Origin of the sequence: Paeniglutamicibacter sp. MACA_103 (assembly GCF_045798555.1) — a bacterium.
In the GTDB taxonomy this organism is placed as follows: Bacteria; Actinomycetota; Actinomycetes; order Actinomycetales; family Micrococcaceae; genus Paeniglutamicibacter.
On the sequence record NZ_JBIXLN010000033.1, the window covers coordinates 17,968 to 42,582 of the forward strand.

At 67.3% G+C, this 24,615-nt stretch carries 24 protein-coding genes; 12 read left to right on the forward strand and 12 right to left on the reverse strand.

Going from position 1 to position 24,615, the window contains the following annotated elements:
- The first annotated feature begins 165 nt into the window (after nucleotides 1-165).
- Entirely contained in the window at nucleotides 166-1,779 is a 1,614-nt protein-coding gene (locus tag ACIPVK_RS15345) for a PucR family transcriptional regulator (RefSeq protein WP_407612847.1), read from the forward strand.
- A 117-nt stretch (nucleotides 1,780-1,896) separates the two neighbouring features.
- The gene (locus ACIPVK_RS15350; RefSeq protein WP_407612848.1) at nucleotides 1,897-2,409 is read left to right on the forward strand and encodes a hypothetical protein; all 513 of its coding nucleotides are present in this window, start codon (nucleotides 1,897-1,899) and stop codon (nucleotides 2,407-2,409) included.
- Between the two features lie 30 nt (nucleotides 2,410-2,439).
- Here the strand turns inward: ACIPVK_RS15350 and ACIPVK_RS15355 are convergent, their stop codons facing one another.
- Complete coding sequence (locus ACIPVK_RS15355) at nucleotides 2,440-3,699, reverse strand: MFS transporter (RefSeq protein ID WP_407612849.1); 1,260 nt, start codon at nucleotides 3,697-3,699, stop codon at nucleotides 2,440-2,442.
- Nucleotides 3,700-3,909: 210 nt separating this feature from the next.
- On the opposite strand from ACIPVK_RS15355, the gene ACIPVK_RS15360 reads away from it, so the two are divergent.
- Nucleotides 3,910-4,911, forward strand: a complete 1,002-nt coding sequence (locus ACIPVK_RS15360; protein ID WP_407612850.1) for an adenosine deaminase — start codon at nucleotides 3,910-3,912, stop codon at nucleotides 4,909-4,911.
- 251 nt (nucleotides 4,912-5,162) lie between these two features.
- On the opposite strand, the gene ACIPVK_RS15365 is transcribed toward ACIPVK_RS15360, so the two are convergent.
- The 3 genes from ACIPVK_RS15365 to ACIPVK_RS15375 all read right to left on the reverse strand — a co-directional run bounded on the left by ACIPVK_RS15365 (nucleotide 5,163) and on the right by ACIPVK_RS15375 (nucleotide 7,851).
- Nucleotides 5,163-5,978 carry a putative hydro-lyase gene (locus ACIPVK_RS15365; protein WP_407612851.1) on the reverse strand — a complete coding sequence of 272 codons (816 nt, stop codon included), beginning with the start codon at nucleotides 5,976-5,978 and terminating at the stop codon, nucleotides 5,163-5,165.
- 130 nt (nucleotides 5,979-6,108) lie between these two features.
- Nucleotides 6,109-7,326, reverse strand: a complete 1,218-nt coding sequence (locus ACIPVK_RS15370; protein WP_407612852.1) for an NRAMP family divalent metal transporter — start codon at nucleotides 7,324-7,326, stop codon at nucleotides 6,109-6,111.
- Nucleotides 7,327-7,557: 231 nt separating this feature from the next.
- Nucleotides 7,558-7,851 (reverse strand): DUF1540 domain-containing protein, encoded by a 294-nt coding sequence (locus tag ACIPVK_RS15375; RefSeq protein ID WP_217387504.1) that lies wholly within the window; start codon nucleotides 7,849-7,851, stop codon nucleotides 7,558-7,560.
- A gap of 243 nt (nucleotides 7,852-8,094) precedes the next feature.
- On the opposite strand from ACIPVK_RS15375, the gene ACIPVK_RS15380 reads away from it, so the two are divergent.
- A complete protein-coding gene (locus tag ACIPVK_RS15380) occupies nucleotides 8,095-9,552 on the forward strand; it encodes a GuaB1 family IMP dehydrogenase-related protein (RefSeq protein WP_407612853.1) in 1,458 nt (485 codons plus the stop codon).
- A 7-nt stretch (nucleotides 9,553-9,559) separates the two neighbouring features.
- Here the strand turns inward: ACIPVK_RS15380 and ACIPVK_RS15385 are convergent, their stop codons facing one another.
- From ACIPVK_RS15385 to ACIPVK_RS15395, 3 genes are all read right to left on the reverse strand, one after another.
- Nucleotides 9,560-10,054 (reverse strand): Lrp/AsnC family transcriptional regulator, encoded by a 495-nt coding sequence (locus tag ACIPVK_RS15385; protein WP_407612854.1) that lies wholly within the window; start codon nucleotides 10,052-10,054, stop codon nucleotides 9,560-9,562.
- Between the two features lie 107 nt (nucleotides 10,055-10,161).
- A complete protein-coding gene (locus tag ACIPVK_RS15390) occupies nucleotides 10,162-10,614 on the reverse strand; it encodes a DedA family protein (RefSeq protein ID WP_407612855.1) in 453 nt (150 codons plus the stop codon).
- Nucleotides 10,615-10,707: 93 nt separating this feature from the next.
- Nucleotides 10,708-11,994 (reverse strand): MFS transporter, encoded by a 1,287-nt coding sequence (locus tag ACIPVK_RS15395; protein ID WP_407612856.1) that lies wholly within the window; start codon nucleotides 11,992-11,994, stop codon nucleotides 10,708-10,710.
- Nucleotides 11,995-12,198: 204 nt separating this feature from the next.
- Here ACIPVK_RS15395 and ACIPVK_RS15400 point away from each other — a divergent pair, with 204 nt between their 5' ends.
- A complete protein-coding gene (locus tag ACIPVK_RS15400) occupies nucleotides 12,199-13,047 on the forward strand; it encodes a hypothetical protein (RefSeq protein ID WP_407612857.1) in 849 nt (282 codons plus the stop codon).
- Here ACIPVK_RS15400 and ACIPVK_RS15405 read toward each other — a convergent pair whose 3' ends face one another.
- The 4 genes from ACIPVK_RS15405 to ACIPVK_RS15420 all read right to left on the reverse strand — a co-directional run bounded on the left by ACIPVK_RS15405 (nucleotide 13,048) and on the right by ACIPVK_RS15420 (nucleotide 15,581).
- Nucleotides 13,048-13,422: a Rieske 2Fe-2S domain-containing protein gene (locus tag ACIPVK_RS15405; RefSeq protein ID WP_407612858.1), complete on the reverse strand. Its 375-nt coding sequence runs from the start codon at nucleotides 13,420-13,422 to the stop codon at nucleotides 13,048-13,050.
- Nucleotides 13,423-13,532: 110 nt separating this feature from the next.
- Nucleotides 13,533-14,744, reverse strand: a complete 1,212-nt coding sequence (locus ACIPVK_RS15410; protein WP_407612859.1) for an NAD(P)/FAD-dependent oxidoreductase — start codon at nucleotides 14,742-14,744, stop codon at nucleotides 13,533-13,535.
- Nucleotides 14,745-14,853: 109 nt separating this feature from the next.
- Nucleotides 14,854-15,423, reverse strand: a complete 570-nt coding sequence (locus ACIPVK_RS15415; RefSeq protein ID WP_407612860.1) for an SRPBCC family protein — start codon at nucleotides 15,421-15,423, stop codon at nucleotides 14,854-14,856.
- Entirely contained in the window at nucleotides 15,420-15,581 is a 162-nt protein-coding gene (locus tag ACIPVK_RS15420; protein ID WP_407612861.1) for a hypothetical protein, read from the reverse strand. Before ACIPVK_RS15420 ends, ACIPVK_RS15415 begins: the two co-directional genes overlap by 4 nt.
- Before the next feature lie 277 nt (nucleotides 15,582-15,858).
- Here ACIPVK_RS15420 and ACIPVK_RS15425 point away from each other — a divergent pair, with 277 nt between their 5' ends.
- From ACIPVK_RS15425 to ACIPVK_RS15435, 3 genes are all read left to right on the forward strand, one after another.
- A complete protein-coding gene (locus ACIPVK_RS15425; protein WP_407612862.1) occupies nucleotides 15,859-16,719 on the forward strand; it encodes an alpha/beta fold hydrolase in 861 nt (286 codons plus the stop codon).
- A 221-nt stretch (nucleotides 16,720-16,940) separates the two neighbouring features.
- Nucleotides 16,941-17,750: an IclR family transcriptional regulator gene (locus ACIPVK_RS15430; protein ID WP_407612863.1), complete on the forward strand. Its 810-nt coding sequence runs from the start codon at nucleotides 16,941-16,943 to the stop codon at nucleotides 17,748-17,750.
- Between the two features lie 204 nt (nucleotides 17,751-17,954).
- Entirely contained in the window at nucleotides 17,955-19,277 is a 1,323-nt protein-coding gene (locus ACIPVK_RS15435) for an MFS transporter (protein WP_407612864.1), read from the forward strand.
- A gap of 238 nt (nucleotides 19,278-19,515) precedes the next feature.
- Here the strand turns inward: ACIPVK_RS15435 and ACIPVK_RS15440 are convergent, their stop codons facing one another.
- Nucleotides 19,516-20,145 carry a TetR/AcrR family transcriptional regulator gene (locus tag ACIPVK_RS15440; RefSeq protein ID WP_407612865.1) on the reverse strand — a complete coding sequence of 210 codons (630 nt, stop codon included), beginning with the start codon at nucleotides 20,143-20,145 and terminating at the stop codon, nucleotides 19,516-19,518.
- 194 nt (nucleotides 20,146-20,339) lie between these two features.
- Here ACIPVK_RS15440 and ACIPVK_RS15445 point away from each other — a divergent pair, with 194 nt between their 5' ends.
- From ACIPVK_RS15445 to dmpG, 4 genes are read left to right on the forward strand one after another with little or no spacing between them, the layout of a single operon-like run.
- A complete protein-coding gene (locus tag ACIPVK_RS15445) occupies nucleotides 20,340-21,281 on the forward strand; it encodes a 3-carboxyethylcatechol 2,3-dioxygenase (protein WP_407612866.1) in 942 nt (313 codons plus the stop codon).
- Between the two features lie 11 nt (nucleotides 21,282-21,292).
- Entirely contained in the window at nucleotides 21,293-22,084 is a 792-nt protein-coding gene (locus ACIPVK_RS15450) for a 2-keto-4-pentenoate hydratase (protein WP_407612867.1), read from the forward strand.
- 52 nt (nucleotides 22,085-22,136) lie between these two features.
- Nucleotides 22,137-23,072 (forward strand): acetaldehyde dehydrogenase (acetylating), encoded by a 936-nt coding sequence (locus ACIPVK_RS15455; RefSeq protein WP_407612868.1) that lies wholly within the window; start codon nucleotides 22,137-22,139, stop codon nucleotides 23,070-23,072.
- A gap of 20 nt (nucleotides 23,073-23,092) precedes the next feature.
- The gene (dmpG, locus tag ACIPVK_RS15460) at nucleotides 23,093-24,121 is read left to right on the forward strand and encodes a 4-hydroxy-2-oxovalerate aldolase (protein ID WP_407612869.1); all 1,029 of its coding nucleotides are present in this window, start codon (nucleotides 23,093-23,095) and stop codon (nucleotides 24,119-24,121) included.
- Nucleotides 24,122-24,615: the final 494 nt, after the last annotated feature.

The following is a 24,615-nucleotide window of genomic DNA, read 5'->3' on the forward strand; positions in this document are numbered from 1 at the left end:
TTGTGCCTGTCGGTTGGTATCAGAAGCAACAACCGGGTGTGAATGTGACCTGCGTCAACTGTAGGATTGGCCTCACCAAAATTATTCGTAGAACCAACCAAGCTTCCTGCCGGTTTATTGTCAGGTCGGCTAAAGACGTGGGCGGCACGGAAAGAACGGACTTCATTGAACAGCACCGGACGACCGCTGACGCTGGCCGGGCTCCTGGAAAGCCTGGGCGCCCCGCTGTTGACCCCGCTGACCGGAACACGGGGCCTGGATGCCTCGATTTCCGTCCCGGTGATCCACGACCACCTGGATCCGCTGCCGGATACCCCCGGCGGGATCCTGCTGCTGGTCGGCATGGCACCGACCCACGAGGACCTGGACGTCCTGATTGCACGGGCGGCCGAACACGGGTTCGGCGCTGTGGTGCTCAAGGGCCGCGGGACGGCACCCGATGCGCCGCAGCTGGCCACGGCGGCCCTGCCCGTGCTGGTCGTGGACGACCAGGTCCCGTGGCTGCACCTGGACAACCTCATCACCGCGGTGACCAGCGGCCGGCCTACGGGCAGCAACGCCGCCAGTTCCCACGGCGAGGACCTGTTTGTGCTCGCCAACGCGTTGGCCACGGCCACCGATGGCGCGGTGGCCATCGAGGACCTGGACCAGAACATCCTCGCCTATTCGAACCTCGAGCGGCATGCCGTCGACCCGCTGCGCCGCAGCGGGATCCTGGCCCGGCAGGTGCCGGAAATGGAAAAGAACACCGCCCAGTACCGGGCCGTGATGCTCACCGATTCCGTGGTCCATTTTCCCTATGATCCAAGCGACGGGGAATTGCCCCGCTGCGCGGCGCCGGTGCGCGCCGGGCGGCAAATGCTCGGCTCGATTTGGGTGATCGAGGACAAATCCCCGCTGGGCCCCGACGGGGAGGCCGCCATCCTGGAAGTCGCACGCCTGGCGGCCATCCACATCCTGCGATCGCAAAACGCCGTGGACCTGGAACGCCAGGTGCGCACCGAATGGCTGCGATCGGCGCTGGAAGGGCACGGTTCCGACCCGGCGACCTCGGCACGCTTCGGGCTCATGGAGGGCATGTCCCCGGTTCTGCTGGGCTTCATGTTTGCCCCACTGCCCGCTGGCCAAGTGCCCGGCAATGCATTGCCGTTGACCCGCCAGCTGGCATTGGCCGCCGAGCAATACTGCTCGATCTTCCACCCCAATGTCTCCGCGCTTGAATCCGGGAGCATGGTCTACGTCCTGGTCCCGGCGATTGGTTCCGAACAAGCGGCCATGCGCCTGGCCGGCGGCGCCGCCGCCGCCCTTGCCGCACGCCTGGGATGCCTGGTGGATGTTGCCGTGAGCTCCGTGGAGGGCAGCCCCTTGGGCCTGGCCGAACTGCGCAGGGAACTCGAGGACGTGGTGCGGGTGCTCGAAGGCCGCGGCCCCCGCCCAGGCGCCGGCCGCGTGGTGGGAACCAAGGATGTGAACGCGGCGTTGCTCCTGGACCAATTGGAGAGCGTGCTGCGGTCACGGCCGCGACTGGTGCATCCGGGCGTGCGGGAGCTGCTGGAAAACGACGCCGCTTCCGGAACCGAGTACAGGTCGAGCCTGTGTGCCTATTTTGCCGCCACGGGCGACGTGGCGGCGGCCGCCCGCGCATTGAACGTGCACCCCAACACCCTGCGCTACCGGATCAAGCGCGCCACCGAGTTGTTCGGACTGGACTTTTCAACCGGCGACGAGCAGCTGGCCTTGTGGGTGCAACTGCGTGTGGCGGCGGGCACCACGGCATAAATCTGCTGGGCCGCTCATGGTGCCGACGAGGCTTGGGGCGGGGTGTCCCGCAACGATGGCGCAACGTTGTTCCGCATCCCCTGTCCAGCCCCCTCACGGCAGTGAAGACCGGGGTCCATGACCTTGAATGTGGCGTCGGTTCGCGGGCCGGCTGGTTGTGCCCGCGCTCTGCTGCTGATCATTCTTGCCGCGGGTGCCATGGTTGGCCTGTCCGGGTGCTCGACCCTTCTCCGTACATCCGGCCCCTGTATGCCGCCGGCCTACATCCTGGCTACCGCGGTCGTCGCCCCGGGCGGAACGCTGCGGATTTCGGCGCCGGCTGCCACGTGCAAGCCGCGCTACGGCGAGGATGCACGGGTACGCATCGACCTGGTCAACACGCGCCGGGAGGTCCTGCTCACCGAGCTGGCCGCCATGTCGGATGCCGGGGCCTTCACCCACGCACTGGAAATCCCGGCCACCTTGAAACCCGGCACCTACGGCATCTCGGCCGCCCCCGATGGCGTGGACTGGTGCGACGACACCGGTCGCAACAACCGGTTGGAAAATCCCGGCTTCGGGGACACCGGGTTGCGCGTGGTGCGCACCGCCTGCGCGGTGCCCTACGTGGAGTTCCGGGTTGCCGGGTAACCGGGGCAGCGACCACTCCCTCCGCCCGGGCTAGCGCGCCCTGGGCACTCGGCCCGCCTCCGCCCGAACGGAATCGACCCGCTCGAGCGCCTGCGGCAGGTGCTTGCGGGAGTTCACCCCGATGAAGGCCAGCGACACCAGGCACGGCACCAGCATTCCGGCGACGATCCAGGCGGTCTGGACCCACTGGGCCGTGAAGGCAACCACGGTGGGGGCCAGGAATCCGACGTAGGCCAGCGTGTAGAAGAAGCCCGTGAGCTTGCCCAATTCGTGGGCGGCCGCCAAGCGCTGGATCTCCAGGAGCCCGCCGACCATGAGCAACCCGTTGGCCGATCCGAGGATCGCGGAGGCGATGAGTCCCAATGCGGGGCTGGCGAGAAGGATCGCGGCCAGCAGGAACGCGAGGCCAAGGAAGGCCGTGCCCGTCCCGGTCAGCAGCGAGCGGGCATTGCGGACGGTGTCCAGCCGGCGGGCCAGCGGCTGGATCAACACGCTGCAGCCCAAGGTGATGGCCACGGCTGCGGTGGCGTATGCGAGCCGGCCCTCACCCAGCCCCGGGATGACCGCCGGCACGACGGCAAAGCCCGTGGTGCCCGCCGCGAACACCCACAGGGCCGCCGGCGCAACCACCAGCCTGAACCGCCTGCGCGCCCCGGGATGCGGGGCCAAGTGCGCGACGGGCGAACCCGGGGCTGTACCGCCGGAGCGGGTCTCGGGCAACCGGGCCACCACAAAGAGCAACGGGATGCACAGGAGAATATGCAGCGAGTACGGCAGGACCGCCGGGGCCGGGGCGTAGTTGGCCAGCAACCCGCCCGCGACGGGGCCAAGCCAGAAGCCTGCGCTGGTCAGCAGCGAGGCGCGCCGGGCCCCGGAACCGGGCACGGATGCAAGGTCCCACGGCGCCTGCGAGAGTTCCTTGACCCAGCTGGTGGCCGCGGCCATGGCCAGGCCCGTGGCGATGCCGGACATGAAGCGGCCCGCGAAGAGCGGCATGGTTCCGATGAGCGAGCCCATCATGGCCACGTTGGCTGCCATGGACAGGGAGACGGCAAAGAGCGTGACGGGCTTGCGGCCGGCCTTGTCCGAGTAGCGGCCTCCCCACAGCAGCGCCGGCACCAGGCCCACGACGTAGATGCCCAGCATCGAGGTGACCATGACTTCGGAGAAGCCGTGCTCCTGCCGGTAGAACACCAGCAGGGAAACGAATTGGTTGGCTCCCCAGCCGACCATCATCAGGCTCAGGGCAGCGGGGAACCAGGGCTTCCCGTGGACGGGTTTGGCTGTCACTATCCTGCCTTCGGTTCAATGCGGGCCTACGGCGCCCGAGGTCCTCCGCGGCGGTCGGCCGCTGGCGCTTCAAGCCATAGTCTGCCACGGTGCCGAAGCGGTTGCCCGATCCGTGACTTGCCTCGCAACACGGCCCTGACCCGGTACGTGCGCCCGCCCGGCCGGGCGCGAGAGACTATTCTTGGTCGACCACCGACAGGAGCCGCAAAAATGAAGTTGCCCGTTGCAGAACTGCACATCCACCTCGAAGGGACGCTGGAACCCGAAACCATCCTGCGCCTGGCAGAGCAGAACGAGATCACGCTGCCCTGGCCGTCCCTGGAACACCTGAGGGAACAATACGATTTCAGCAATCTCCAGTCGTTCCTGGACCTGTTCTACACCAACCTCGCGGTGCTGCGGACCCGGGACGATTTCCACGAGATCACGCTCGCCTACCTGCGCCGTGCCGATGCCTCCGGCGTGAGGCATGTTGAGCTGTTCTTCGACCCGCAGGCCCACCTGGAACGCGGGATCGAGTTGGGCGAGGTTATCGGGGGCATCCGCGCGGGGCTGAAGGAAGGGGAGGAACGCTTCGGCATCACCCACAAGCTCATCGCCTGTTTCTGGCGGCATGCGCCCGCCACATCGGCCCTGGAAATCCTGCGCACGCTGGTGGCAGAGGGCCATGACATCGACGGCATCGGGTTGGACTCCTCGGAGCTCGGCTACCCTCCCGTGCTGTTCCAGGACGTCTTTGCCTTTGCGCGCGAAAACGGATTGCACGTGGTGGCCCACGCCGGGGAGGAAGGGCCGCCGGAGTACATCGTCCAGGCCCTGGACCTGCTCAAGGTGGAACGCATCGACCACGGCATCCGCTGCCTCGAGGACGAGGCCCTGGTCCGGCGGCTGGTCACGGAGCAGATGCCGCTGACCGTTTGCCCGCTGTCCAACGTGCGGCTGCGCACCGTCGACACCCTGGCCGACCACCCGCTGAAGAGGATGCTGGAAAAGGGGCTGAAGGTGTCCATCCACTCGGACGACCCGGCCTACTTCGGCGGCTACATTGACGCCAACTTCGAGGCGGTGGACCGGGAGCTGGGACTGACGCCGGGCGAGCGGGCGACACTGGCGCGGAACTCGATCGAGTCCTCTTTCCTGGAGGAGCCGGCGAAAAAACGACTGACGGCCGAGGTGGACGCTTGGCTCCACGCCGCGGGACGCGACTCGTAATCAGCGGTTAAAGGCGCCAGGGAAGCGCCCGTTTTGGGGGTAACGGGCACTTCCCTGGCCGAGGACCGCGGCGGGGCTCCAAGGGAACCAGGTCGCGATTCTCACGGCCGTCGGCGATGGGCAGGTGCCCCGGCGACGGCCGTTTTTTGGGGCGCCAAGGAAGAACCTGCATGGGGGATCAGGAACTTGCTTGGCGGATCGGGGGCCACGGCCGGGTCCCGCGGGACCAGGTCGTGGAGGGGGGTGGGCCGCTAGGGAACCAGGTAGTTGCTGTCGCGGGCGTCGGTGATGAGCATGTGCCCCGGTGCGTGGCCGATGGCCAGTGCCGGCCTCGATTCCATCACCGCGGCCTGCGGGGTGACCCCGCAGGCCCAGAACACCGGGATGTGCCCGGCCGGGATTTCCACGGCATCGCCGAAGTCGGGTGCGGACAGGTCGGTGATGCCCAGCTCCTCCGGGTTGCCGATGTGCACCGGCGCCCCGTGGACCGCCGGGTAGCGGGAGGTGATGCGCACGGCGTCGGAAACCTGCGAGGCGGGGATCGGCCGCATGGACACCACCATGGGCCCGGACATGGAACCGGCGGAGGCGGAGCGGATGTTCGTCTTGAACATCGGCACGTTCACTCCCTGCTCGATGTGGGCGACCTTGATGCCGCCCTCCATCAGCGCGGTCTCGAAGGTGAACGAGCAGCCCACGATGAACGTCACCAGGTCATCGCGCCAGTACCCGGACAGGTCCGTGGGTTCGGCGACCTTCACGCCGTTTTCGTAGACCACGTACTTGGGCACGTCGGTGCGGATGTCCCCGCCCTTCAGCAGGTCCCCGCTGGTCTCCCCCGCGTCCAGCACGCCCAGGATCGGGCAGGACTTGGGGTTGCGCTGGGCGAAGAGCAACACATCGAAGGCTTGGTCCCGGGGCACGATGATCAGGTTTGCCTGGGCGTAGCCGAGACAGAAGCCGGCGGTCGGCACGGCCAATCCGTCGCGGAACAGCTCGCGTGCCCGGGCCGGGGACAATGTTGCGCGCTCCCCGGTTGCGGGTGCTTGCGAATTGGCGGATGTCATGACTGCTGGCGTCCTTTCGAAGGGGCGGCCGAGGAAGGCGGGGGTGTCGGGCGCGTGGGCTAGGCCCAGAGCTTTGCCAGGCCGGCCAGGGAGTTCCAGCCGAGGAAGGCGGGGGTGTCGGGCGCGTGGGCTAGGCCCAGAGCTTTGCCAGGCCGGCCAGGGAGTTCCAGCCGAGGAAGAGCGTCAGCAGCCAGGTGGCGAAGCCGATAAGCAGCAGCCACTTGGGGTAGACGTAGCCCTGCAGCAGGTCGCGGCGGCGCCAGGCGGCCCAGAGCAGGACCGCGAATCCGACCGGCAGGATCAGGCCGTTGAAGGCTCCGGCGAAGATCAGCAGCGTCTGCGGCGCCTGGCCCAGGAACATGTAGATGACCGCGCAGACCGCGATGAACGCGACGGTGATCAGGTTGCGTGTGCGTTCGGGGGTGGTGGACTTCGTGATGAAGGAAACCGAGGTGTATGCGGCGCCGATCACGGACGTGAGGGCGGCGGCCCAGAGGATCACGCCGAAGGAGCGCATGCCGATGTCGCCGGCGGCGATGCCGAAGGCCTCTGCCGCCTTGTTGCTGGTGGTCAGCACGGCTCCCCCGGCAACGACGCCAAGGATGGCCAGGAAGAGCAGCACGCGCATGATCCCGGTGACGATGATGCTCAGGATGGAGGTCTTGGTGATGTCGCCGACGTTCTCGATTCCGGCGGCGCCGGAGTCGAGCATGCGGTGCGCGCCGGCGTAGGTGATGTAGCCGCCGACGGTGCCGCCGATCAGCGTGGTGATGATCAGGAAGTTGATGTTCTCCGGCACTACCGCGTTCTTCAGGGCCTCGCCCACCGGGGGTGCGGCGACGATGGCCACATAGAGCATCAACAGGATCATGATCGCACCGAGCAGCACCACGATCTTGTCCAGGGCCATGCCGGCGCGCTTGGAAAGGAAGATCAGGATCGCCACCACGGCTGAAATGATGCCGCCGGTCTTGGGATCGAGGCCCATCATGGCGTTGAATCCCAGGCCGGTGCCGGCGATGTTGCCGATGTTGAAGACCATGCCGCCGATGAAGACCAGTCCCGCCAGCACCCAGCCGACACCGGGGAGGACCTTGTTTCCGAGTTCCTGGGCACGCAGGCCCGAGACCCCGATGATGCGCCACACGTTCAGCTGGACGGCGATGTCCACCAAGATGGAGACAACGATCGCGAAGGCGAACGAGGCACCGATCTGGACCGTGAATTCGGTGGTCTGGGTGATGAAGCCGGGCCCGATGGCGCTGGTTGCCATGAGGAACATGGCGCCAAGCATTGCGGTGCGCCTGGCTGAAGTGCTGAGCTTCGGTTTCGTGCTAGGAGTGGCCATGATTCCATCCATCGGGTTGCGGGTGACTGTTGTCACAAGTGGGAGCGATGAGAAGTACACTACAGGTTGTTGAACAATCTTGACAAGAGGTTGTTCAACAATTTATTCGGCACGCCTCCGCCCCGATGCCGCGAGCACGATTCGGGCACCGACTGGATCCGGGCATGACAAGGCCCTCCCCGTTGAAGGCATCCGTGCTTCACCGTCGGGGAGGGCCAGAACTGTCGTGGCTCAGGCGCCGTGTTCGTACGTGAGACAGTCGGCATTGTCGGCACCCGGTCCCACCCGCACCGAGTCCGCGGCACACATCAGGTGGTCGTTGTGGGTGCATTCCATCCTCTGGCAGGCGCCCACCGAGGCCAGGATCTTGGGCAGGCCGCCGTGCACGCCGGTGTCGATGAATGTCGCGCATTGTGCATGGTCGGCATTTCCGCCAATGGTGATGCCGGAAGCCCCGCAATGGGTATGGTCGTTGAACGAGCAATTGGATACGGAACATTCGGTAACTGGCACGGTGACTGTCATGATGCACTCCTCGAACCGGCGGTCACGCGGAATTCGAACCGCTCTGGGTACCAAGATAAACCCAAACGTGCGCTAGAAATTAGTGCCGTTTATGGGCCCTAATCGGCACCCTTGCTACCCACGGGTACGCAAGCGCGGGGACTCGATTCCGCGCACGGAACGTGCCCAAATTCCAGGAACGCAACCCGGCGGCCGGTGACGTGCCTCACGCTCCGGTCGTCCGCGCGGCGGTAGCCTGAAAGGGTGAAGTTTCTCAATGATTTGCAGCCCGCACATGACCTGACCTACAACGACATCTTCATGGTTCCCTCGCGCTCGGCGGTGGTGTCCCGGTCCGAGGTGGACCTCGCCACGCCGGATTCGGTGGGCACCTCCATCCCGCTGGTCATCTCCAACATGACAGCGGTGGCCGGCAAGCGCATGGCCGAAACGGTGGCCCGCCGCGGCGGGATCACGATCCTGCCCCAGGACATCTCCCTGGCCGCCCTGCAGGACATGGTCGAGAAGGTCAAACGCGCCCACCCGGTCTTCGAGACCCCCATTACCGTGGACGTCAACGACTCGGTCTCGACCGCCCTGGCCCTGCTGGGCAAGCGTTCCCACGGCGCGGCGGTGGTGCTCGAGGGCCACCGCCCGGTGGGCATCGTCGCGGAAAAGGACTGCCTGGAAGTCGACCGCTTCACCCCGATCCACCAGGTCATGACCTCCGAAATCGTCACGGTGGACAAGGACACGCATTTGGACTCGGTGTTTGAGACGCTCAGCACCCGGCACCTGGGCATGGTCCCGGTGCTCGACGGCGAGCACCTTGCCGGGGTGTTGACCCGCAAGGGAGTGCTCCGTTCGGGGCTCTACACCCCGGCGCTTGATCCCGCGGGCAAGCTGATGGTCGGGGCCGCCCTGGGCATCAACGGCGACGTGGGCACCAAGACCCGAGAACTGCTCGAGGCCGGAGTGGACGTCCTCGTCCTGGACACCGCCCATGGCCACCAGGAGCGGATGATCGAGGCGCTGCCCCTGGCGGTCGCGGCCCGCGACGACTTTGCCCAACGCACCGGGCGCCGGATCCAGATCGCGGCGGGAAACGTGGTCTCCGCCGCCGGCACCCGCGACCTGGCCGCCGCCGGGGCCGACATCCTGAAGGTCGGGGTGGGGCCCGGGGCCATGTGCACCACCCGGATGATGACCGGGGTTGGGCGCCCGCAGTTCTCCGCGGTCCTGGAATGCGCGACCGCGGCGCGCGAGGCCGGCGTCGAGGTGTGGGCCGACGGCGGGGTCAAGTACCCGCGCGACGTCGCCCTGGCGCTGGCCGCCGGCGCCGCCAGCGTGATGGTCGGATCCTGGTTTGCCGGAACCTACGAATCGGCCGCGGACCTGGCATCCGACGGCGAGGGCCGCCTGTACAAGGAAAGCTTCGGCATGGCCTCGGCCCGCGCGGTGCAGCAGCGCACCAAGCACCAGTCCGCCTTCGAGCGGGCCCGCGCCGCGCTCTTCGAGGAAGGGATCTCGCAATCCCGCATGTACCTGGATCCGCACCGGCCGGGCGTGGAGGACCTGATCGATTCGATCGTCTCCGGGGTTCGCTCGGCCTTCAGCTACGCCGGCGCCGCGTCGATCGCCGAGTTCCGCGAACGCGCCATCGTCGGGGTGCAGTCGGCCGCCGGCTACGAGGAGGGCCGTCCGCGCGAGGTGTCCTGGTAAAGCCGGGCTACAGCCAGGGCACCGCGCCCTGGCTGTGCTCGAAGACCAGCGAGGTCTGCGTGGTGGCCACCGCGGGGTTGGCCGAGAGGTTGTCGAGCACGAACTGGCGCACGTCCTTGGAGTCGCGCACCGCGACGTGGATCAGGAAGTCGTCGGCCCCGCCCAGGAAGAAGAGCTGGGTGACCCCGGGCTTGGCGCGCATTTCCTCGGCAAAGCTCGACATGAGGTGGCGGGCGCCGGGGCGGATCTTCACGAAGATCAGCGCCTCGAGCGCATGGCCCAGGACCTCGGGGTCGATTTCCAGGGTGAAGCGGCGGATGACCCCGGCCGAGCGCAGGGCGTTGAGCCGGGCCAGGCAGGTCGAGGGGGCGATGCCCAGTTCCTCGGCCAGCGAGTTGTTGGTGCGCCGGGCATTCTCCGTGAGCATGCGCAGCAACCCGCGGTCGATGTCATCCAGCTCCACGGGGCCGGCCTGGCGGGGAGCCCTTGTCGTGATGGCCACGTCGATACCCAGCTTTCGCAATAATTCATTGGTTTCCTGAATCCTACCGATGAAAACATGCCACGGTCCCCCACGCGCCGCAGAAAGGGCCTATCCGAGGCCGGTGTTCAGGAGTCGCGGCGGCGGTGGCGGATCCACGCCAGGGTCCCGATGACGAGGACCAGCGCCGCGGCAACGATCCATTGCCAGCCCAGGGCCAGCCAGGCATGGATCACTGCCAAGCCCACGGTGGAATAGATGGTTGCCCAGATCAGGCACCCCGCCACGACCGCCGGCAGGTAGCGCAGCACCGGCATCCGGGCGACACCCGCGCTGGCATTGACGGCGGTCTGGATCCCCACGGTCATGAAGGAGAGCGGGATGGCGAACACGCCCCACCGCTGGATGAAGCGTTCCGCGCGCCGGTAGATCGGGCCGGACAGCACGTGCTGGAAACGGGTGTGCTCCACCCCGGCGGCAATGCCGCGGCCAATCCAGTAGGTGACGTTGGCGCGCGCCATGGCCAGCAGGAAGAGGAACGCAAAGGCCCAGCCAAAGGGTGCCTCGCGTAACCAGTCCATGGATCCCAGCCTAGCGGCGCGCGCACCCGCCGGACGGTTATGGTGATCGACCGAACAGGGCCCGGGGGTGCCGGGCCCCGTCCGGACAAGCGGTTACGGGACGGAGCGGATGTTGCGCACGAGCATCGCACCGAAGATGCCGATGATCGCGGCAACGATGAACAGGGCCGTGTAACCGCCCAGCACCTTCACCGCGAATAAGGCCAGTGCCGGGGCGATGACCTGGGGCAGGGAGTTGGCCACGTTGATCACGCCCATGTCCTTGCCGCGGGACTTGGCCGAGGGCAGCACCTGGGTCAGCAGCGCAAAGTCCACGGCCAGGTACGCGCCGAAGCCAAGGCCCAGGACGGCCGCACCGATGATGGCACCGGTGAAGTTTTGCGACACCGCAATGATCAGCGCGGAGCAGGCCACCACGATCGAGGAGACGATCACGAAGATCTTCCGCTTCCCGGACCGGTCGCTGATCGGACCCAGGACCACGGCGCTGATGATGACCATGACCGCGTAGATGCCGGTCAGGACCAGCACCCCGCCGGCGGGGTCGGGGTGCTTGACGACGTCGGTGAGGAAGAAGAGCAGGTACACGATCGTCATCTGGTTGCCGGTGTTCATCATGAACCGGGTCAGCCAGGCCCACCCGAAGTCGCGATGCGTCAGCGGGTTGATCCAAAAGCCCTTGGCGAAGTCCACCAGGTTGAAGTCGGGGCGGAACTCCCGCGGCAGCGCGGGGTCGTTGGAACGCAGCAGGTAGGGAACGACGGAAACGAGCAGGGCGGCGGCGCAGATGACGTAGCCCACGGCGATGTTTCCGGTGATCGCGAAGCCCACCACGGCTCCCAGCAGGATGCCGACGGTTTGCCCCATGGCCGCGAGCCCGCCGATTCCGCCGCGCCGGCGCTCCGGCACGCGGTCGGGGATCGTGGCAGTGACGGCCGAATAGGCGGCGTTGGCGCCGGCCTGCAGGCCGCACCAGCCCAGCAGCATCAGCCCGACGGTGGTGGCCCCGGAGAGCATCAGCAGCGAGGCGGCACCCAGGATGGCCCCGGCGAGGATCCAGGGCGAACGGCGGCCCATCCTCGAGACGGTGCGGTCGGACAGCGCGCCGAAAAGCGGGTTGGCCACCAGCGCCACCGACGCGCCGCAGGCGGTGACCAGCGACAGGATGGCTTCCTTGGACCCGGCGTCGATGGCCGTGGCCTGCAGCCCCAGCAACACGTTGATGGGGGCAAAGAAGACAACGTTGATGCCGATGTTGATGGCGACGACCGAGGCGATCCAGCCGCGTTTGACGTCCTTGGTCGGCATGCGCAGGGCCTCGGGAAGCCCCGCCTCGCCGCCTCCGGCAAGTGCCGTGGGATCATCGGTGTTGGCAGGCATCTAGAGCACGCCCGAAAGCATGCCGGCACCGGTGCCGACAACCAAAGAGGCAATGAGCAGCCAGGTGATCACTTTTACACGTTTGCGAATCGATTCCATGATGCGTTTATCGTAGGCGAAATCCGCCGCCGGTGTCCCCTTCGAGAAGGCGCCATGCCGTGGTGTGTAGCGGCTTTCACTCGCCGGGCGGATTAGGCTGGGGACATGAGCAAAACCGGTTCCGAGGAAGCGCTGTGGGCACCGCGCCACAGCGGCTGGAAGCTGGCTCACCACCTCCTGCCTTCCTTCGTGTTGTTTGCGTTTCTGTCCGGGACCGGGATCTACGCCGCGCTGCATGCGAGCCCCGTGCTCGCCACCGCACTTCTCGCCAGCGCCGTGGCGGTGTTGCTGGGCGTGGCCGCGGCCTTCCGCCGGCCCCCGCAGGATCGCGCCGCGGGAACCGAAGCGGTCCTGACCACCACGGGGCAGCGCGCCGCCACGTGGTTCCCGATGTTCCGGACCTCGGCGCAGTGGGCAGCGGTGGTGATGGGCCTGGCGGTTGTGATCCTGGTGGCCACGGTGGCGCTGAGCGCCAGGCTGCTGGTCCTGCACAACTACGACCCGATGGTTCTCATCGTGCTGTTGGCGATCTTCCTGCTGGGCGTGGGCGTCTACGTGCTGAACCGCGGGATCCGGCTGGCGCGCATTGCCGCGGCCGCCCAGGAACCCGGTGTCTACCTCACCCGCAGCCGCATCGTGCTCCACGGATCGCGCGGTGTCCGGGAGATCTACTGGAACGACGTCGCCGGCATCGAGGCGACCGATCCGGCACGGCACAGGCCCCTGGGCAAGCGCGGCCCCGCCTGGATCGTGGTGCACCCCCGGGCGACGAGGCCCTCGACGCATGGGAGGGCGAAGGCGGGCCGGGTGGTGATCCTGGTCCACGAGCTCACGGCCAACCCCGACCAGCTGCTGCGCGCCCTGGAACACTATTGGTCCCATGCCGCCGACCGGGCCGAGCTGGGAACCGACGAGGCGTTGGCGCGCGTGGCAACGTTCGCGCGCCTGCCCTAGCTAGGCCCCGGACGCAGCCGTCCCCGGGTACAGCAGCACGCGCCCGTCCCTGACCTCTGTCTTGTGGGTGCGGGCGTCGTTGAGGGCCGGCAGGCAGAGCACCCTGCCGTCGCGCAGGGCGAAGCGCGAGGAATGCAGAGGGCACTCGATCTCTTCTCCCTCGATCCACCCCTCGGAGAGGGATGCGACCTCGTGCGGGCACTCGTCGTCCAGGGCGTAGTAGTCCCCCGACTCGGTGCGGAAGAGGGCGATGTCATCGGGGTACCCGCTCAGCTCCCCCGGGACGAGCAGGGCGGTGCCGGGCTCCAGCATGTCGTCCTCGCCCAGGTCGACCGCGGGCGGTCCCTGGCCGGGGCCGGGGGTTCCACTCTCCATCGTCATCCTGCCTTCCCGAACGCCGGCGGCGCGCCGGGTGCCCGGTGCGCCGCTTCCAGTCTGTCCCCGGCGCAGGTCCGTCGGCAAGGCCACGGGCAAGGGCGCGGAACCTAGCGGGCGAGCTTCTTCAGCGGCATGTCCGGGTCGGCGAGCGCGGATGCCTTCACGACGATGCCCCTGTCGATGATGCGCCGCGCGGCCTTGATGGTCAGTCCCCCGTCGATCGCCGCGGCCCCCAGCATCCGCCCGTCGCCCGCGATGCGGAAGGCGGCGACCGGTTCGCCGGCGCTGATCCGCAGGATCGTGGTGCCTTCGCCGTTCATGGCCCCCACGCCCTCGACGTGGGTGCCGTGCCGGTCCGACCAGAACCAGGAGGCACCGTGCACCGGAAGTTCCTGCTCCAGGATCGCCGCGGCGGCGGTGGCCCCGGTGTTCATGGCGTATTCCCAGTGCTCGCCGCGGCGCAGCAGCGTGCCGTTGGGCCTTCGGGTGCGGGCCATGTCCCCCACCGCATAGACGCCGGGATGCGAGGTGCGCTGGTTCGCATCGACCAGCACCCCGTTGTCTGTTTCCAGGCCCGCGGCTTGGGCCAGCTCGGTGTTGGGGATGATGCCGATGCCCACCAGCACCTCGTCGCTCTCAACGACCTGGCCGTCGGCCAGCTCGAGCCGGTGTCCGGCCTGCGTGCGCGCGATGCCCACGGGGCTTCCGTGGATGACGGTGATCCCGGCGTCGGCGTGCATGGCGTGCAGGCGCCGCGCCAGCTCCGGGCCCACGGCCGGGACCAGGGGCGGGTCGACGGGGTCCACGAGCGTGACCTCGGCGCCCAGCTGGCGGGCCGAGGAGGCGACCTCGGCGCCGATGAGCCCGGCCCCGACGATGGCCAGCCGCATCCCGGGGACGATCTTGGATCGCAGCCTGTCGGCGTCCTCCCGGTTGCGCAGCACCAGCACCGAGTCCAGGTCCCCGCCCGGGATCGGGAGCGGGCGGGCGGAGCCGCCGGTGGCCAGGACCAGGCGGTCGGCGCGCAGCTTCCGTCCGTCGGAGAGTTCCACGCCCAGCGGCTCGAGGTCCAGGGCGTCCACCGTGGCGGCGACCAGGCCCACCTGGTGTTCGGCGAACCAGGAGGCGGGGGCCAGCTCGATGCCCGCGGCGTCCTTGTCCCCCAGCAGGTAGCCCTTGCTCAGCGGCGGGCGGTCATAGGGGGTTCCCGCCGGGTCGATGATGTCCAGCCTGCCTGCGTACCCGCGGGAGCGCAGGTTCTGCGCCACGGTGAATCCGGCCAGGCCGCCGCCAACGATCAGGATGGATTCAATGTTCATGGATGTTGCCGATCTGTCGATGTTGTCGCCCGATGTCTTCCCCCCTATCATCCCGCGAACTGCACTCCCCGGGGAACTCGGTGGCGGGCCGGGCCGCGAAGGCGGGCGGTCAGGATCCGGCCGCCGTCTTCTCGGCCAGCCGCTTCAGTTCCCTCAGTTGCCTGCGCATCATCACCAGGTCCCCCCAAGCCAGCGCGTATTGCCGAAGGCCCTTGAACGCTCCCGCGGCGGGAGGAACCACTAGCTGCGCCGAAAGCCGAGACCCGTCGCCGAGCCGATCGACGCTGTAGTGGACGCTCAGCCGTCCAAAGAGGCGCGTCGGGGATCCGTCGTTCATGCCCAGGGTCATCGAGGCTCCCGGCACCACCGCGGTGACGGTGAAGATCCTCATGACGCTGTCGCCGACATGGACGTCGACCAGTGACCGGTCAAGGGTCTGCGGGCTGCGCCGCCCGTAGTTGTCGAGCAGGTCGTAACTGTGGGGCGCCACCCGCAGTTGCGCGACCCACGCGAACACGGTCTCGGCCGGCGCATCGACGTCGATGGCGCGGAACCAGCGTTGGCCCGGGGCCAGCGCGGTGAACGGCTGTGCCGCCATGTCGTGGACCGCGCGCCGCGGTTCCGGGTACCACCACCAGGGCGCCCGCTGCGGAGGCGAGTCCGACCCGACGTTGCTCATGCCCGCATCCCCGCTTCCGTGCTCTCGGGGCTGCCGTGCCGCAGCCCGCCGCGGATGTACGGGGCGCTGGTGCGCGGCGGGCAAGACGGGAAGAATCGATGCGGGACCGGGCGCTGCCCCGGGTCCACGACCGGGATGCCGGATGACGGGATGATCATGCTGCGCTTCCTTCCACCTCGGGACGGTGCTGTCGCAGCCAAATCTACGCCACGTCCCGTGCATGCGGGTGGCCCCGGTGTCCGGGATCTGGGGGCGTAATTTTATGCACTAGTGCAATCTATTGGCCCACGTCGGCAGGTTTTCACGGGCGCCACGGGTTCGTGGCCATAGAAGTCGTGCCGCACCTCGGCACGACCCATCCCCCGGCGCCCCGCCCCGCGTCTAGGGTGGAGCTAAACCACCTTCCGGCTCACCGAAATACGTAGGAGTTCCACGATGACCGTCACCCAGATCCCCGAATACACCACCGACGCCTTCTTTGGCCTCGAAGACAAGTGGCTGCAAACGGCCGAAGGCGAAGTCACCCACTACCACGAGCTCGGCGAGGGCACCCCGATCCTCTTCCTGCACGGCTCGGGCACCGGCGTCACCGCCGCCGCCAACTGGTGGCTGAACCTGCCCGAACTGGCAGAGTCCGGCCGGTGCATCGCCATCGACTCCGTCGGCTACGGCCAGACCGTCGTGCCCGATGGCATCGAATACGGCATCAAGGAATGGGTCCGCCACGCGGTGCGCGTGCTGGATGCCCTGGGCATCGAGAAGACCTGGATCGTCGGCAACTCCATCGGCGGCTGGGTCGCCATGCAGTTCGCCATCGACTTCCCCGAGCGCCTGCTGGGCATCATCTCCATGGGCACCGGCGGCGCCAAGAAGACCGCCGCGCTCTCCGGCCACGCCAAGCCCGAGCTTTCCGAGGCCGGCATCCGCCGCACCCTGGAGCAGTTCGTCGTGGACAAGTCCCTGGTCACCGACGAGCTCGTCTCGCTGCGCTACGCCTCGGCCCTGAACGACACCGCGTCGGACCGCCTGGTCGAGGTCGTCACCGCCCGCGACCGCGACCGCGACGCCCTGCCGCTGGACTTCGAGGTCCTGGGCAAGCTGGAGATCCCGGTGCTGCTGATCCACGGCATGCAGGACGTCGTCATCCCGGTGACCCGCACCCACGAGCTGCAGGCCGTCATCCCCACCGCCGACGCCCACATCTTCAACCAGTGCGGCCACTGGTCGCAGGTCGAGCGCGCCCACGAGTTCAACCAGGTCATCAAGCAGTACCTCGCGCTGCACATGTCCAAGTAGCCCCGGCACACGACCACCGTGCAAGCCCCGCCCGTCCCGAGAAGGACCGGCGGGGCTTTGCGCGCTTCCCGGCCATGAGGAGCCGCCTCGGCGCATGTGGAACGGGGTAGTCGGCCCGCGCCATCGCGGTGTTTGACCCTCCGGGAATTCCCCGAGACACTTGTAACACGCCCAAATCTCGCGGCAATTCATCCGGGCGGCAATGTTGGAGGATCCCGAACATGTCACTGAGCACAGCACCGCAACGCGACGAACGCACCGCCGTCGACAAGGCCATGGCCCTCCTCAACGCCTTCGGGTCGGATTCGGTGGGCGGAGTAGGCGTGAGCGAGCTGGCGCGGCGGGCCGATCTTTCCAAGTCAACTGCGTTCCGCCTCCTGGGGATGTTGCAGCGCAACGGCGCGGTCGAGCGTGCGGGCAACGCCTACCGCCTGGGCAAGATGATCCTGGGCCTCGGCGACTCCCAGGAATCGGCAGCGCACGGGCGGATGCGCGATGCACTCACCCCCTACCTGGCCGACCTCTACGAATTGACGAAACAAACCGTGCACCTGGCCGTCCTGCAGGGCACCGACGTCATCTACCTCAACAAGCTCTACGGCCACCTCCAAGTGCGCAGCCCTTCCCGGATCGGCGGGAAGGCACCGGCCTACTGCACCGCGGTCGGCAAGGTCCTGCTGGCATTCGATCCCACGAGCGCCGACGAGGTGCTGCGCAGCGAATTGCCGGCCTGGACCCCGCACACCATCACCGACCCCGAAGTACTGCGCCGGGAACTTGCCACCATCCACCAGACCCACGTGGGCTTCGACCGGGAAGAAATCCTGATGGGCCTGAACTGCATTGCGGCCCCCGTGATGGGCCCGGCAGGCAAGCCGGTGGCGGCCCTGTCGATCTCCGGCCCCACCGGCAAGTTCATTCCCGACTCGCAATCCGAGGTCCTGCGCAAGGTCTGCTACGCCGCCTCGCGTGCGGCCGCGGCCGTCAGCGCCCGCCAGCGCCAGCAACTGCGCCAGGCGCAATCGGCCTAGGCGGGGCCTGCCCCCTTCCCGCTGCACCGGCACCCGGGGAGGAATCCGCGCGCTCCCGCCCTGCCCCTTCCGTGGGCCCGGGACCGGGCCGGAGCAGGCAATCCGCATAACGTTCCACCTGACGGAACACCGTTTTGGTGTGTCCGATCACATCGGCCATGGTTGTGTCATCCCCCACAGTGATTATTCTTTTTCGGAGACACGTTGACCAAGACCATTCACCCCGTTCATGCACCGGCCGGTGCCGGCACCTCCCGCAAGGATTCCCGCCGCGCCCTGGTCTCCAGCTTCCTGGGCTCCACGGTCGAGTACTACGATTTCCTGCTCTACGGTTCGGCCGCCGGACTGGTCTTCCCGTACCTGTTCTTCCCCGAAACCATGGATCCGGCGGTGGGCACCGCCCTGTCGTTCGTGATCCTGCTGGCCGGCTATGTCGCCAGGCCCGTGGGCGGCGTGCTCTTCGGCCACTTTGGTGATCGTTTCGGCCGCAAGAACATCCTGTTCATCACGCTGATGATGATGGGGCTTGTGTCTGTGGCCATCGGCCTGATGCCCACCTTCCACACCATCGGGATGGCCGCGCCAATTCTCTTGGTCCTGCTGCGCGTCATCCAGGGCCTGGCAGTGGGCGGGGAATGGGCCGGGGCCACGCTGATGGCCGCCGAACACGTCGGGGAGAAGAACCGCGGGATCGCGGCCTCGGTTGCCGTCTCCGGTGGACCGGCCGGCGCGGTGCTGGCCACGCTGATTCTCGGACTCTTTGCAGGGTTGCCGCGCGAAGAGTTCCTGGCCTGGGGCTGGCGGCTGCCCTTCCTGTTCTCCGCGGTGCTGGTTATCATCGGCCTGTACATGCGCTACCGGGTAACCGAGTCCCCCGACTTCCTCAAGGCCCAGGCCGAGAACACCGGTCCCACCGGCGCCCCGATTCTGCGCGTGCTGCGCGAATATCCGCGGGAAACCGTGCTGGGCATCTTGGGCATCGCCGGGCCGCTGTTCATGCAGGCACTGATGGGCGTGTTCATGGTTCCGCATGTGGTCGCCACCGGCGCCATGACCCAGCAGCAGGCCCTGATGATGCTGACGGCCTCGAACTTCCTGCATATCTTCGCCATCCCGTTCTTCGCCTGGCTTTCGGACCGCTTCGGCCGCCGCCCGGTGATGCTGGCCGGGGCCGCGATCTCGGTGGCGCTGGTCTTCCCGATGTTTGCCCTGTTCAACTCGGGTAGCTTCTGGCTGATCGCCTTGGGCTTCATGGTCGGCAACCCGATCATCCAGGCCTCGATGTACGGCCCGGTCGGCGCGTTCCTGGCCGAGAAGTTCGACACCAATGCCCGCTACACCGGCGTCTCGCTGACCTACCAGGTCGGCTCGGTCCTCGGCGCGGGCACGGCTCCCCTGATGGCCCAGTGGCTGATCTCCCTGGACAACGGCGGCGGCACCGACAACATCGCGTGGTACTTCATTTTCCTGATCCTCATTGCCGCGGTTTGCGTGTACCTGTCGAAGGAAACCCGGAAGCGCGCGTAGTCCCGCCGCAATCGGTCTCCCGCGGCACCCGGTCCTCCCACCGGGTGCCGCGGTCGTTTAAGGCGGCAATCTGCGGCGTCCCCTCATTCCCCGTGTATACCGCCTCCGGTGGCAGGCACACCATGGCCCTGCCGGCCGCCCCGGCTCAGTTCCGCGGTCTTAAGTGACCCAAGAAAATGGCAGGTTTTCCGCCACCTCCCTCTTTGAAACGGCGAACAAGCAGCCCCGGAATTCCCGCTCAGCCCAACGGCGGATCCAGCAGCGCGCCAAACATCGCGCTGGCCCGTGCCACCGCCGACTGCCAGTCACGGGCAAATTCCTCCGGGTCCTCGGTGAACGCATAACGCGTGATGGTCCCGGCCAGCAGCACCAGCGCATGTTGTGCGCCGGGATCCGGCGGCAACTCGTGGGCAAGCAGTGCCGCCTGGTGCGGCTTGAGCCGCTCTATCAGGGCGGTGGCCACCAGCTGCTCGGCCGCCTGCACGTGAATGTGCGTGCGGCGGCGCAGTTCAGGGAAAGTGCGGACCATGTCGCGGCGCCGGCGAAACCCCTCGCCGGCATTCGTGCTGGTGTTCAGCACTGCGGCCAACAATGTGGCGGTTCGCGGCAGCACCGGAAGTGCGGAGGAAACAAATTCAGCCCAGTCCTCCTCCGGCAGCCAGGGATCGCGCGTACCCAGCACCGCGTCTTCCTTGGTGGGGAAATAGTTGAAGAAGCTGCGGCGCGAGACCCCCGCGGCCTCGGCCACGGCATCGATCGTGGTGGCCGACAACCCCTTTTCCATGACCAAGGTCACCGCGGCCCCATGGATCTGGGTCCACTGGCGGCTTCGCCGGGCTTCGCGCGCGCCCACATTTCTGTCATCCATTCCCCAATTATGCACTGGTGCAAGGTCTTGGCCCAGGGCGACAACCCATCCAATTGCCTAGTTTCGGGGGAAATCGATAATCCAAGAGATTATTCGTGCCGCGCAATGGAACACAAGCGTGCCTTCGAGTCCTGGATCGGATGGAATGAAGGCAAGCAAAATCTTCAAGTCGCCAATCGAATGGAGCGCCAGGAATGCAACAAGCACTGATCGCCATGTCGCACTCTCCCCTGCTGGAGCACACCAACCCGCCGGAGGACGTCAAGGCAGCCGTCGACGCAGCCTTCGACCAGGTTCGCTCCTTTGCCAAGGAATTCAACCCGGACCTGGTCGTCAACTTCGGCCCCGACCACTACAACGGGTTCTTCTACGACCTGATGCCCCCGTTCTGCGTGGGCTACGAGGCCCATGGCACCGGCGACTACGACTCCTGGTCCGGACCGATCAACGTCCCGACCAGTGAGGCCGAGAAGCTGGCCCAGTACATCATCGACCAGGACATCGACACCGCGATCTCCCGCAAGATGGAGGTCGACCACGGGGCCGTGCAGCCCATGGAAATCATCTTCGGCGGACTGGACACCGTCCCGGTGATCCCGATCTTCGTCAACTCCGTGGCCCGCCCCTTCACCAAGGTCTCGCGCGTGCGGAAGTTCGGCCAGGCCGTGGGCGAGTACTTCAAGGACTCCGACAAGAAGGTCCTCTTCATCGGTTCCGGCGGCCTGTCCCACGACCCGCCGGTCCCGCAGATCGCCACCGCGACCGAGGCACAGCGCGCCTTACTGACCAACGGCCGCAACCCCACCCCGGAAGCCCGTGCGGCCCGCCAGGCCAACACCATCAACACGGCCATCAAGTTCGCCGCCGGCGAGGCGGACATCATGGACCTGAACCCCGAATGGGACCGCGCATTCCTCGAGGTTTGCAAGTCCGGGAACGTCGAGGGCTTCGACGCCTACACGGCGGACGAGATGGATGCGGTGGCGGGCCACTCCTCGCACGAGGTCCGCACCTGGGTCGCCGCCTACTCGGCCCTGCGCGCCTGCGGCGAATACGAAGTCAACTACGAGTTCTACAAGCCGATCAAGGAATACATTGCCGGCTTCGGCGTCACCACCGCGGTACTGAAGAAATGAGCGAAACAACCATGAGCACCGAACGCATCGATTTGCTTGATTCCCTGGCCAGCGATTTGCTCGCGGCCACCGAATCGCTCGTGCCGATCGCCCCGCTGCGCGACCGTGTGGAAGGCATGGACGTCAACGACGCCTACCGCATCCAGGACACGCAATTGCGCGCCCACGTCGAGGCCGGCCGCGTGCTGGCCGGGCGCAAGGTCGGACTGACCTCGCTGGCCATGCAGAAGCAGCTCGGCGTGGATTCCCCGGACTTCGGCTTCTTCTTCACCGACATGGTGCACCACGAGGACGCGCAGATCGCCGCCTCCTCCTTCATCTTCCCCAAGGTCGAACCCGAATTCGGTTTTGTCCTCAAGGAAACCCTGACCGGCCCGGGTGTGACCCGCGAGCAGGCAGCGGCAGCCATCGGCGAGGTATACGCCGCGATCGAGATCATTGACTCGCGCATCGCCAACTGGGACATCCGCCTGGTAGACACTGTGGCGGACAACGCCTCCTGCGGCGCCATCGCCGTGGGAACCACACCGCTGGACTTGAATGTTCAGGATCTCGGCTCGGTTGAATGCTCGCTCCTCATTGATGGCGAAAAGCAATCCACTGGCATTGGCACCGACGTCATGGGCGATCCAGTGGCTCCCCTCGCGTGGCTGGCCAACGTACTGGGCGAACAGGGCGTGTCCCTCGAGGCCGGCCAGCTCATCCTCCCCGGCTCCTTCACCGGCGCCCTTCCGGTCATCGCCGGACAGTCGGCCACCGCGGACTTCGGTCCCCTGGGCTCACTGACCATCAACTTCGCATAACCCCCCTCCCCTCCCTTTTCTTCGTTACCTGTCACTAAGGAAGTACTTTCCCATGGCCAAGAAAACAGCCGCCATTGTCGGTTCCGGCAACATCGGCACCGACCTGATGTTCAAGATCATGCGACGTTCCAGCAACGTCGAAGTCAAGTACATGATCGGCGTCGACCCCGCCTCCGACGGCCTGGCCCGCGCGGCCCGCCTCGGTCTGACCACCTCCGCCGAGGGCGTGGACTGGCTGCTGGCCCAGGACGAGCTTCCGGACTTCGTCTTCGAATGCACCAGCGCCAAGGCCCACGAGGCCAACGCCCCCAAGTACAAGGCCGCCGGCATCCACGCCATCGACCTGACCCCCGCCGCCGTGGGTCCGTACCTGGCACCGGTGGTGAACCTGGATTCGCTGACCGACACCATGAACGTCAACATGATCACCTGCGCCGGCCAGGCCACCACCCCGATCGTCGCCGCCGTCTCCTCCATCGTCCCGGTCGAGTACGCCGAGATCGTCGCCTCCATCGCCTCGAAGTCCGCCGGCCCGGGAACCCGCGCCAACGTGGACGAGTTCACCGAGACCACCGCCAAGGCCCTCGAGGTCGTCGGCGGCGCCAAGCGCGGCAAGGCCATCATCATCATCAACCCGGTCGAGCCCCCGATGATGATGCGCAACACCATCTACTGCATGATCCCCGCCGAGGCCGCCGCCCCGGGCGCCACCCAGGATGCCATCCGCGCCGCCATCGACGAGGCGGCCGCCGCCATCCGCGACTACGTCCCGGGCTACGCGCTGCGCCTGGAACCGCAGTTCGAGGAAGCCCGCGAGGACTGGGGCGGCTTCGGCCGCGTCGGAATCTGGGTGCAGGTCGCCGGCGCCGCCGACTACCTGCCGGAATACGCCGGGAACCTGGACATCATCACCGCAGCAGCCACCCGCACCGCGGACCTGCTCTCCGACAAGATCGACGCCGCGCGGGCCACCGCGCCGGCAAACTAGCAAGGACGGGGAAGCACACCATGACTGCACCCATGAACACCACTTTCGACATCCGCCTCACCGACACCACGCTGCGCGACGGCTCGCACGCGATGAGCCACCAGTTCACCGAGGAACACGTCCGCTCCGTGGTCCGCGCGCTGGACGATTCCCGCGTCGAGGTCATCGAGGTCACCCACGGCGACGGCCTGGGTGGCTCCTCCTTCAACTACGGCTTCTCCAAGGTCCCGGAGCTGGATCTGATCAAGGCGGCCGTCGACGAGGCCAAGGCCGCGAAGATCGCCGTGCTGATGCTCCCGGGCTTGGGCACCATCCATGACCTGAACCAGGCGTATGACGCCGGGGCATCGGTGGCCCGCATCGCCACCCACTGCACCGAGGCGGATGTCTCCATCCAGCACTTCCAGCACGCCCGCAAGCTGGGCATGGAAACCGTTGGCTTCCTGATGCTCAGCCACCGTGTCTCCCCGGCTGAGCTGGCCAAGCAGGCCCGCATCATGGCCGACGCCGGCTGCCAGTGCGTCTACGTGGTCGACTCGGCCGGCGCCCTGATCCTCGACGACGTCTCGGACCGCGTCTCGGCACTGGTCGCCGAGCTCGGCGACGACGCACAGGTCGGCTTCCACGGCCACCAGAACATGAGCTTCGGCGTCGCCAACTCGGTGTTCGCCGTGCGTGCAGGTGCCAAGCAGATCGACGGCACCCTGATGGCGCTGGGCGCCGGAGCGGGCAACTCCCCCACCGAGGTCCTCGCCGCGGCGTTCGATCGCCTGGACATCAAGACCGGCGTCGACATCCAGGGCGTCATGGCCGCGGCCGAGGACGTCGTCAAGCCGTTCATCACCCGCATGCCCATCATGGACCGCGCCTCCATCATGCAGGGCTACGCCGGGGTCTACTCCTCCTTCCTGATCCACGCGGAGCGAGCGGCCGAACGCTACGGCGTCCCGGCCTACCGCATCCTCGAGGAAATCGGCAAGGCCGGCTACGTCGGCGGCCAGGAAGACATGATCGTGGACGTCGCGGTGCAGCTGGCTGCCGCGCGCTAAACGCAACTGACACACGGGGGTCCGCCCCGCGGGATGCCACCATTGGAGGCTTCCCGCGGGGCGGACCTTTTTGCTGTCCGGGCACCAGGCGATGTCCCGGACCAACGCCCGGCAATGGCCCGTCGCGTCGGCGCGTGGGGACGGCCTTCGGGCAGCAGAAGTCCTCGAGTGCATTCTGTCCGTCGAGGTGGTGCGCTTGCTGGCCCGCCCGACAAACAGGGTGCGGCCCCCGATATTCCTCCAGCACGGCGCGCCGCGTCGGGGCGGACGGAGGCGGCTTCCGGGGATGGTTCCGACAATCGCCGATGGGGATTGCACCCTTGCGGCTTCGAAATTACTCCTGCTGAAGCCACCAATGTTGCGTATGGGAATCTTCCCGGCGTACCAGGGACATTCTCCGCAAGTGCCACCGGTGGCACCTGCAGGGCAGGGGGCGCTGCGTCGGCGGGCCGGCTCCGGATCTCATGGCGGCGCGACCAAGGCCCGGATGGCCG

Coding starts and splice junctions, on each gene's coding strand:
- ACIPVK_RS15350 (WP_407612848.1), top strand. CDS start 1,897: ATGACCTTGAATGTGGCGTCGGTTCGCGGGCCGGCTGGTTGTGCCCGC.
- ACIPVK_RS15415 (WP_407612860.1), bottom strand. CDS start 15,423: ATGAGCAACGTCGGGTCGGACTCGCCTCCGCAGCGGGCGCCCTGGTGG.
- ACIPVK_RS15410 (WP_407612859.1), bottom strand. CDS start 14,744: ATGAACATTGAATCCATCCTGATCGTTGGCGGCGGCCTGGCCGGATTC.
- ACIPVK_RS15395 (WP_407612856.1), bottom strand. CDS start 11,994: ATGCCTGCCAACACCGATGATCCCACGGCACTTGCCGGAGGCGGCGAG.
- ACIPVK_RS15400 (WP_407612857.1), top strand. CDS start 12,199: ATGAGCAAAACCGGTTCCGAGGAAGCGCTGTGGGCACCGCGCCACAGC.
- ACIPVK_RS15450 (WP_407612867.1), top strand. CDS start 21,293: ATGAGCACCGAACGCATCGATTTGCTTGATTCCCTGGCCAGCGATTTG.
- ACIPVK_RS15370 (WP_407612852.1), bottom strand. CDS start 7,326: ATGGCCACTCCTAGCACGAAACCGAAGCTCAGCACTTCAGCCAGGCGC.
- ACIPVK_RS15440 (WP_407612865.1), bottom strand. CDS start 20,145: ATGGATGACAGAAATGTGGGCGCGCGCGAAGCCCGGCGAAGCCGCCAG.
- ACIPVK_RS15390 (WP_407612855.1), bottom strand. CDS start 10,614: ATGGACTGGTTACGCGAGGCACCCTTTGGCTGGGCCTTTGCGTTCCTC.
- dmpG (WP_407612869.1), top strand. CDS start 23,093: ATGACTGCACCCATGAACACCACTTTCGACATCCGCCTCACCGACACC.
- ACIPVK_RS15425 (WP_407612862.1), top strand. CDS start 15,859: ATGACCGTCACCCAGATCCCCGAATACACCACCGACGCCTTCTTTGGC.
- ACIPVK_RS15420 (WP_407612861.1), bottom strand. CDS start 15,581: ATGATCATCCCGTCATCCGGCATCCCGGTCGTGGACCCGGGGCAGCGC.
- ACIPVK_RS15455 (WP_407612868.1), top strand. CDS start 22,137: ATGGCCAAGAAAACAGCCGCCATTGTCGGTTCCGGCAACATCGGCACC.
- ACIPVK_RS15405 (WP_407612858.1), bottom strand. CDS start 13,422: ATGGAGAGTGGAACCCCCGGCCCCGGCCAGGGACCGCCCGCGGTCGAC.
- ACIPVK_RS15430 (WP_407612863.1), top strand. CDS start 16,941: ATGTCACTGAGCACAGCACCGCAACGCGACGAACGCACCGCCGTCGAC.
- ACIPVK_RS15445 (WP_407612866.1), top strand. CDS start 20,340: ATGCAACAAGCACTGATCGCCATGTCGCACTCTCCCCTGCTGGAGCAC.
- ACIPVK_RS15360 (WP_407612850.1), top strand. CDS start 3,910: ATGAAGTTGCCCGTTGCAGAACTGCACATCCACCTCGAAGGGACGCTG.
- ACIPVK_RS15375 (WP_217387504.1), bottom strand. CDS start 7,851: ATGACAGTCACCGTGCCAGTTACCGAATGTTCCGTATCCAATTGCTCG.
- ACIPVK_RS15365 (WP_407612851.1), bottom strand. CDS start 5,978: ATGACATCCGCCAATTCGCAAGCACCCGCAACCGGGGAGCGCGCAACA.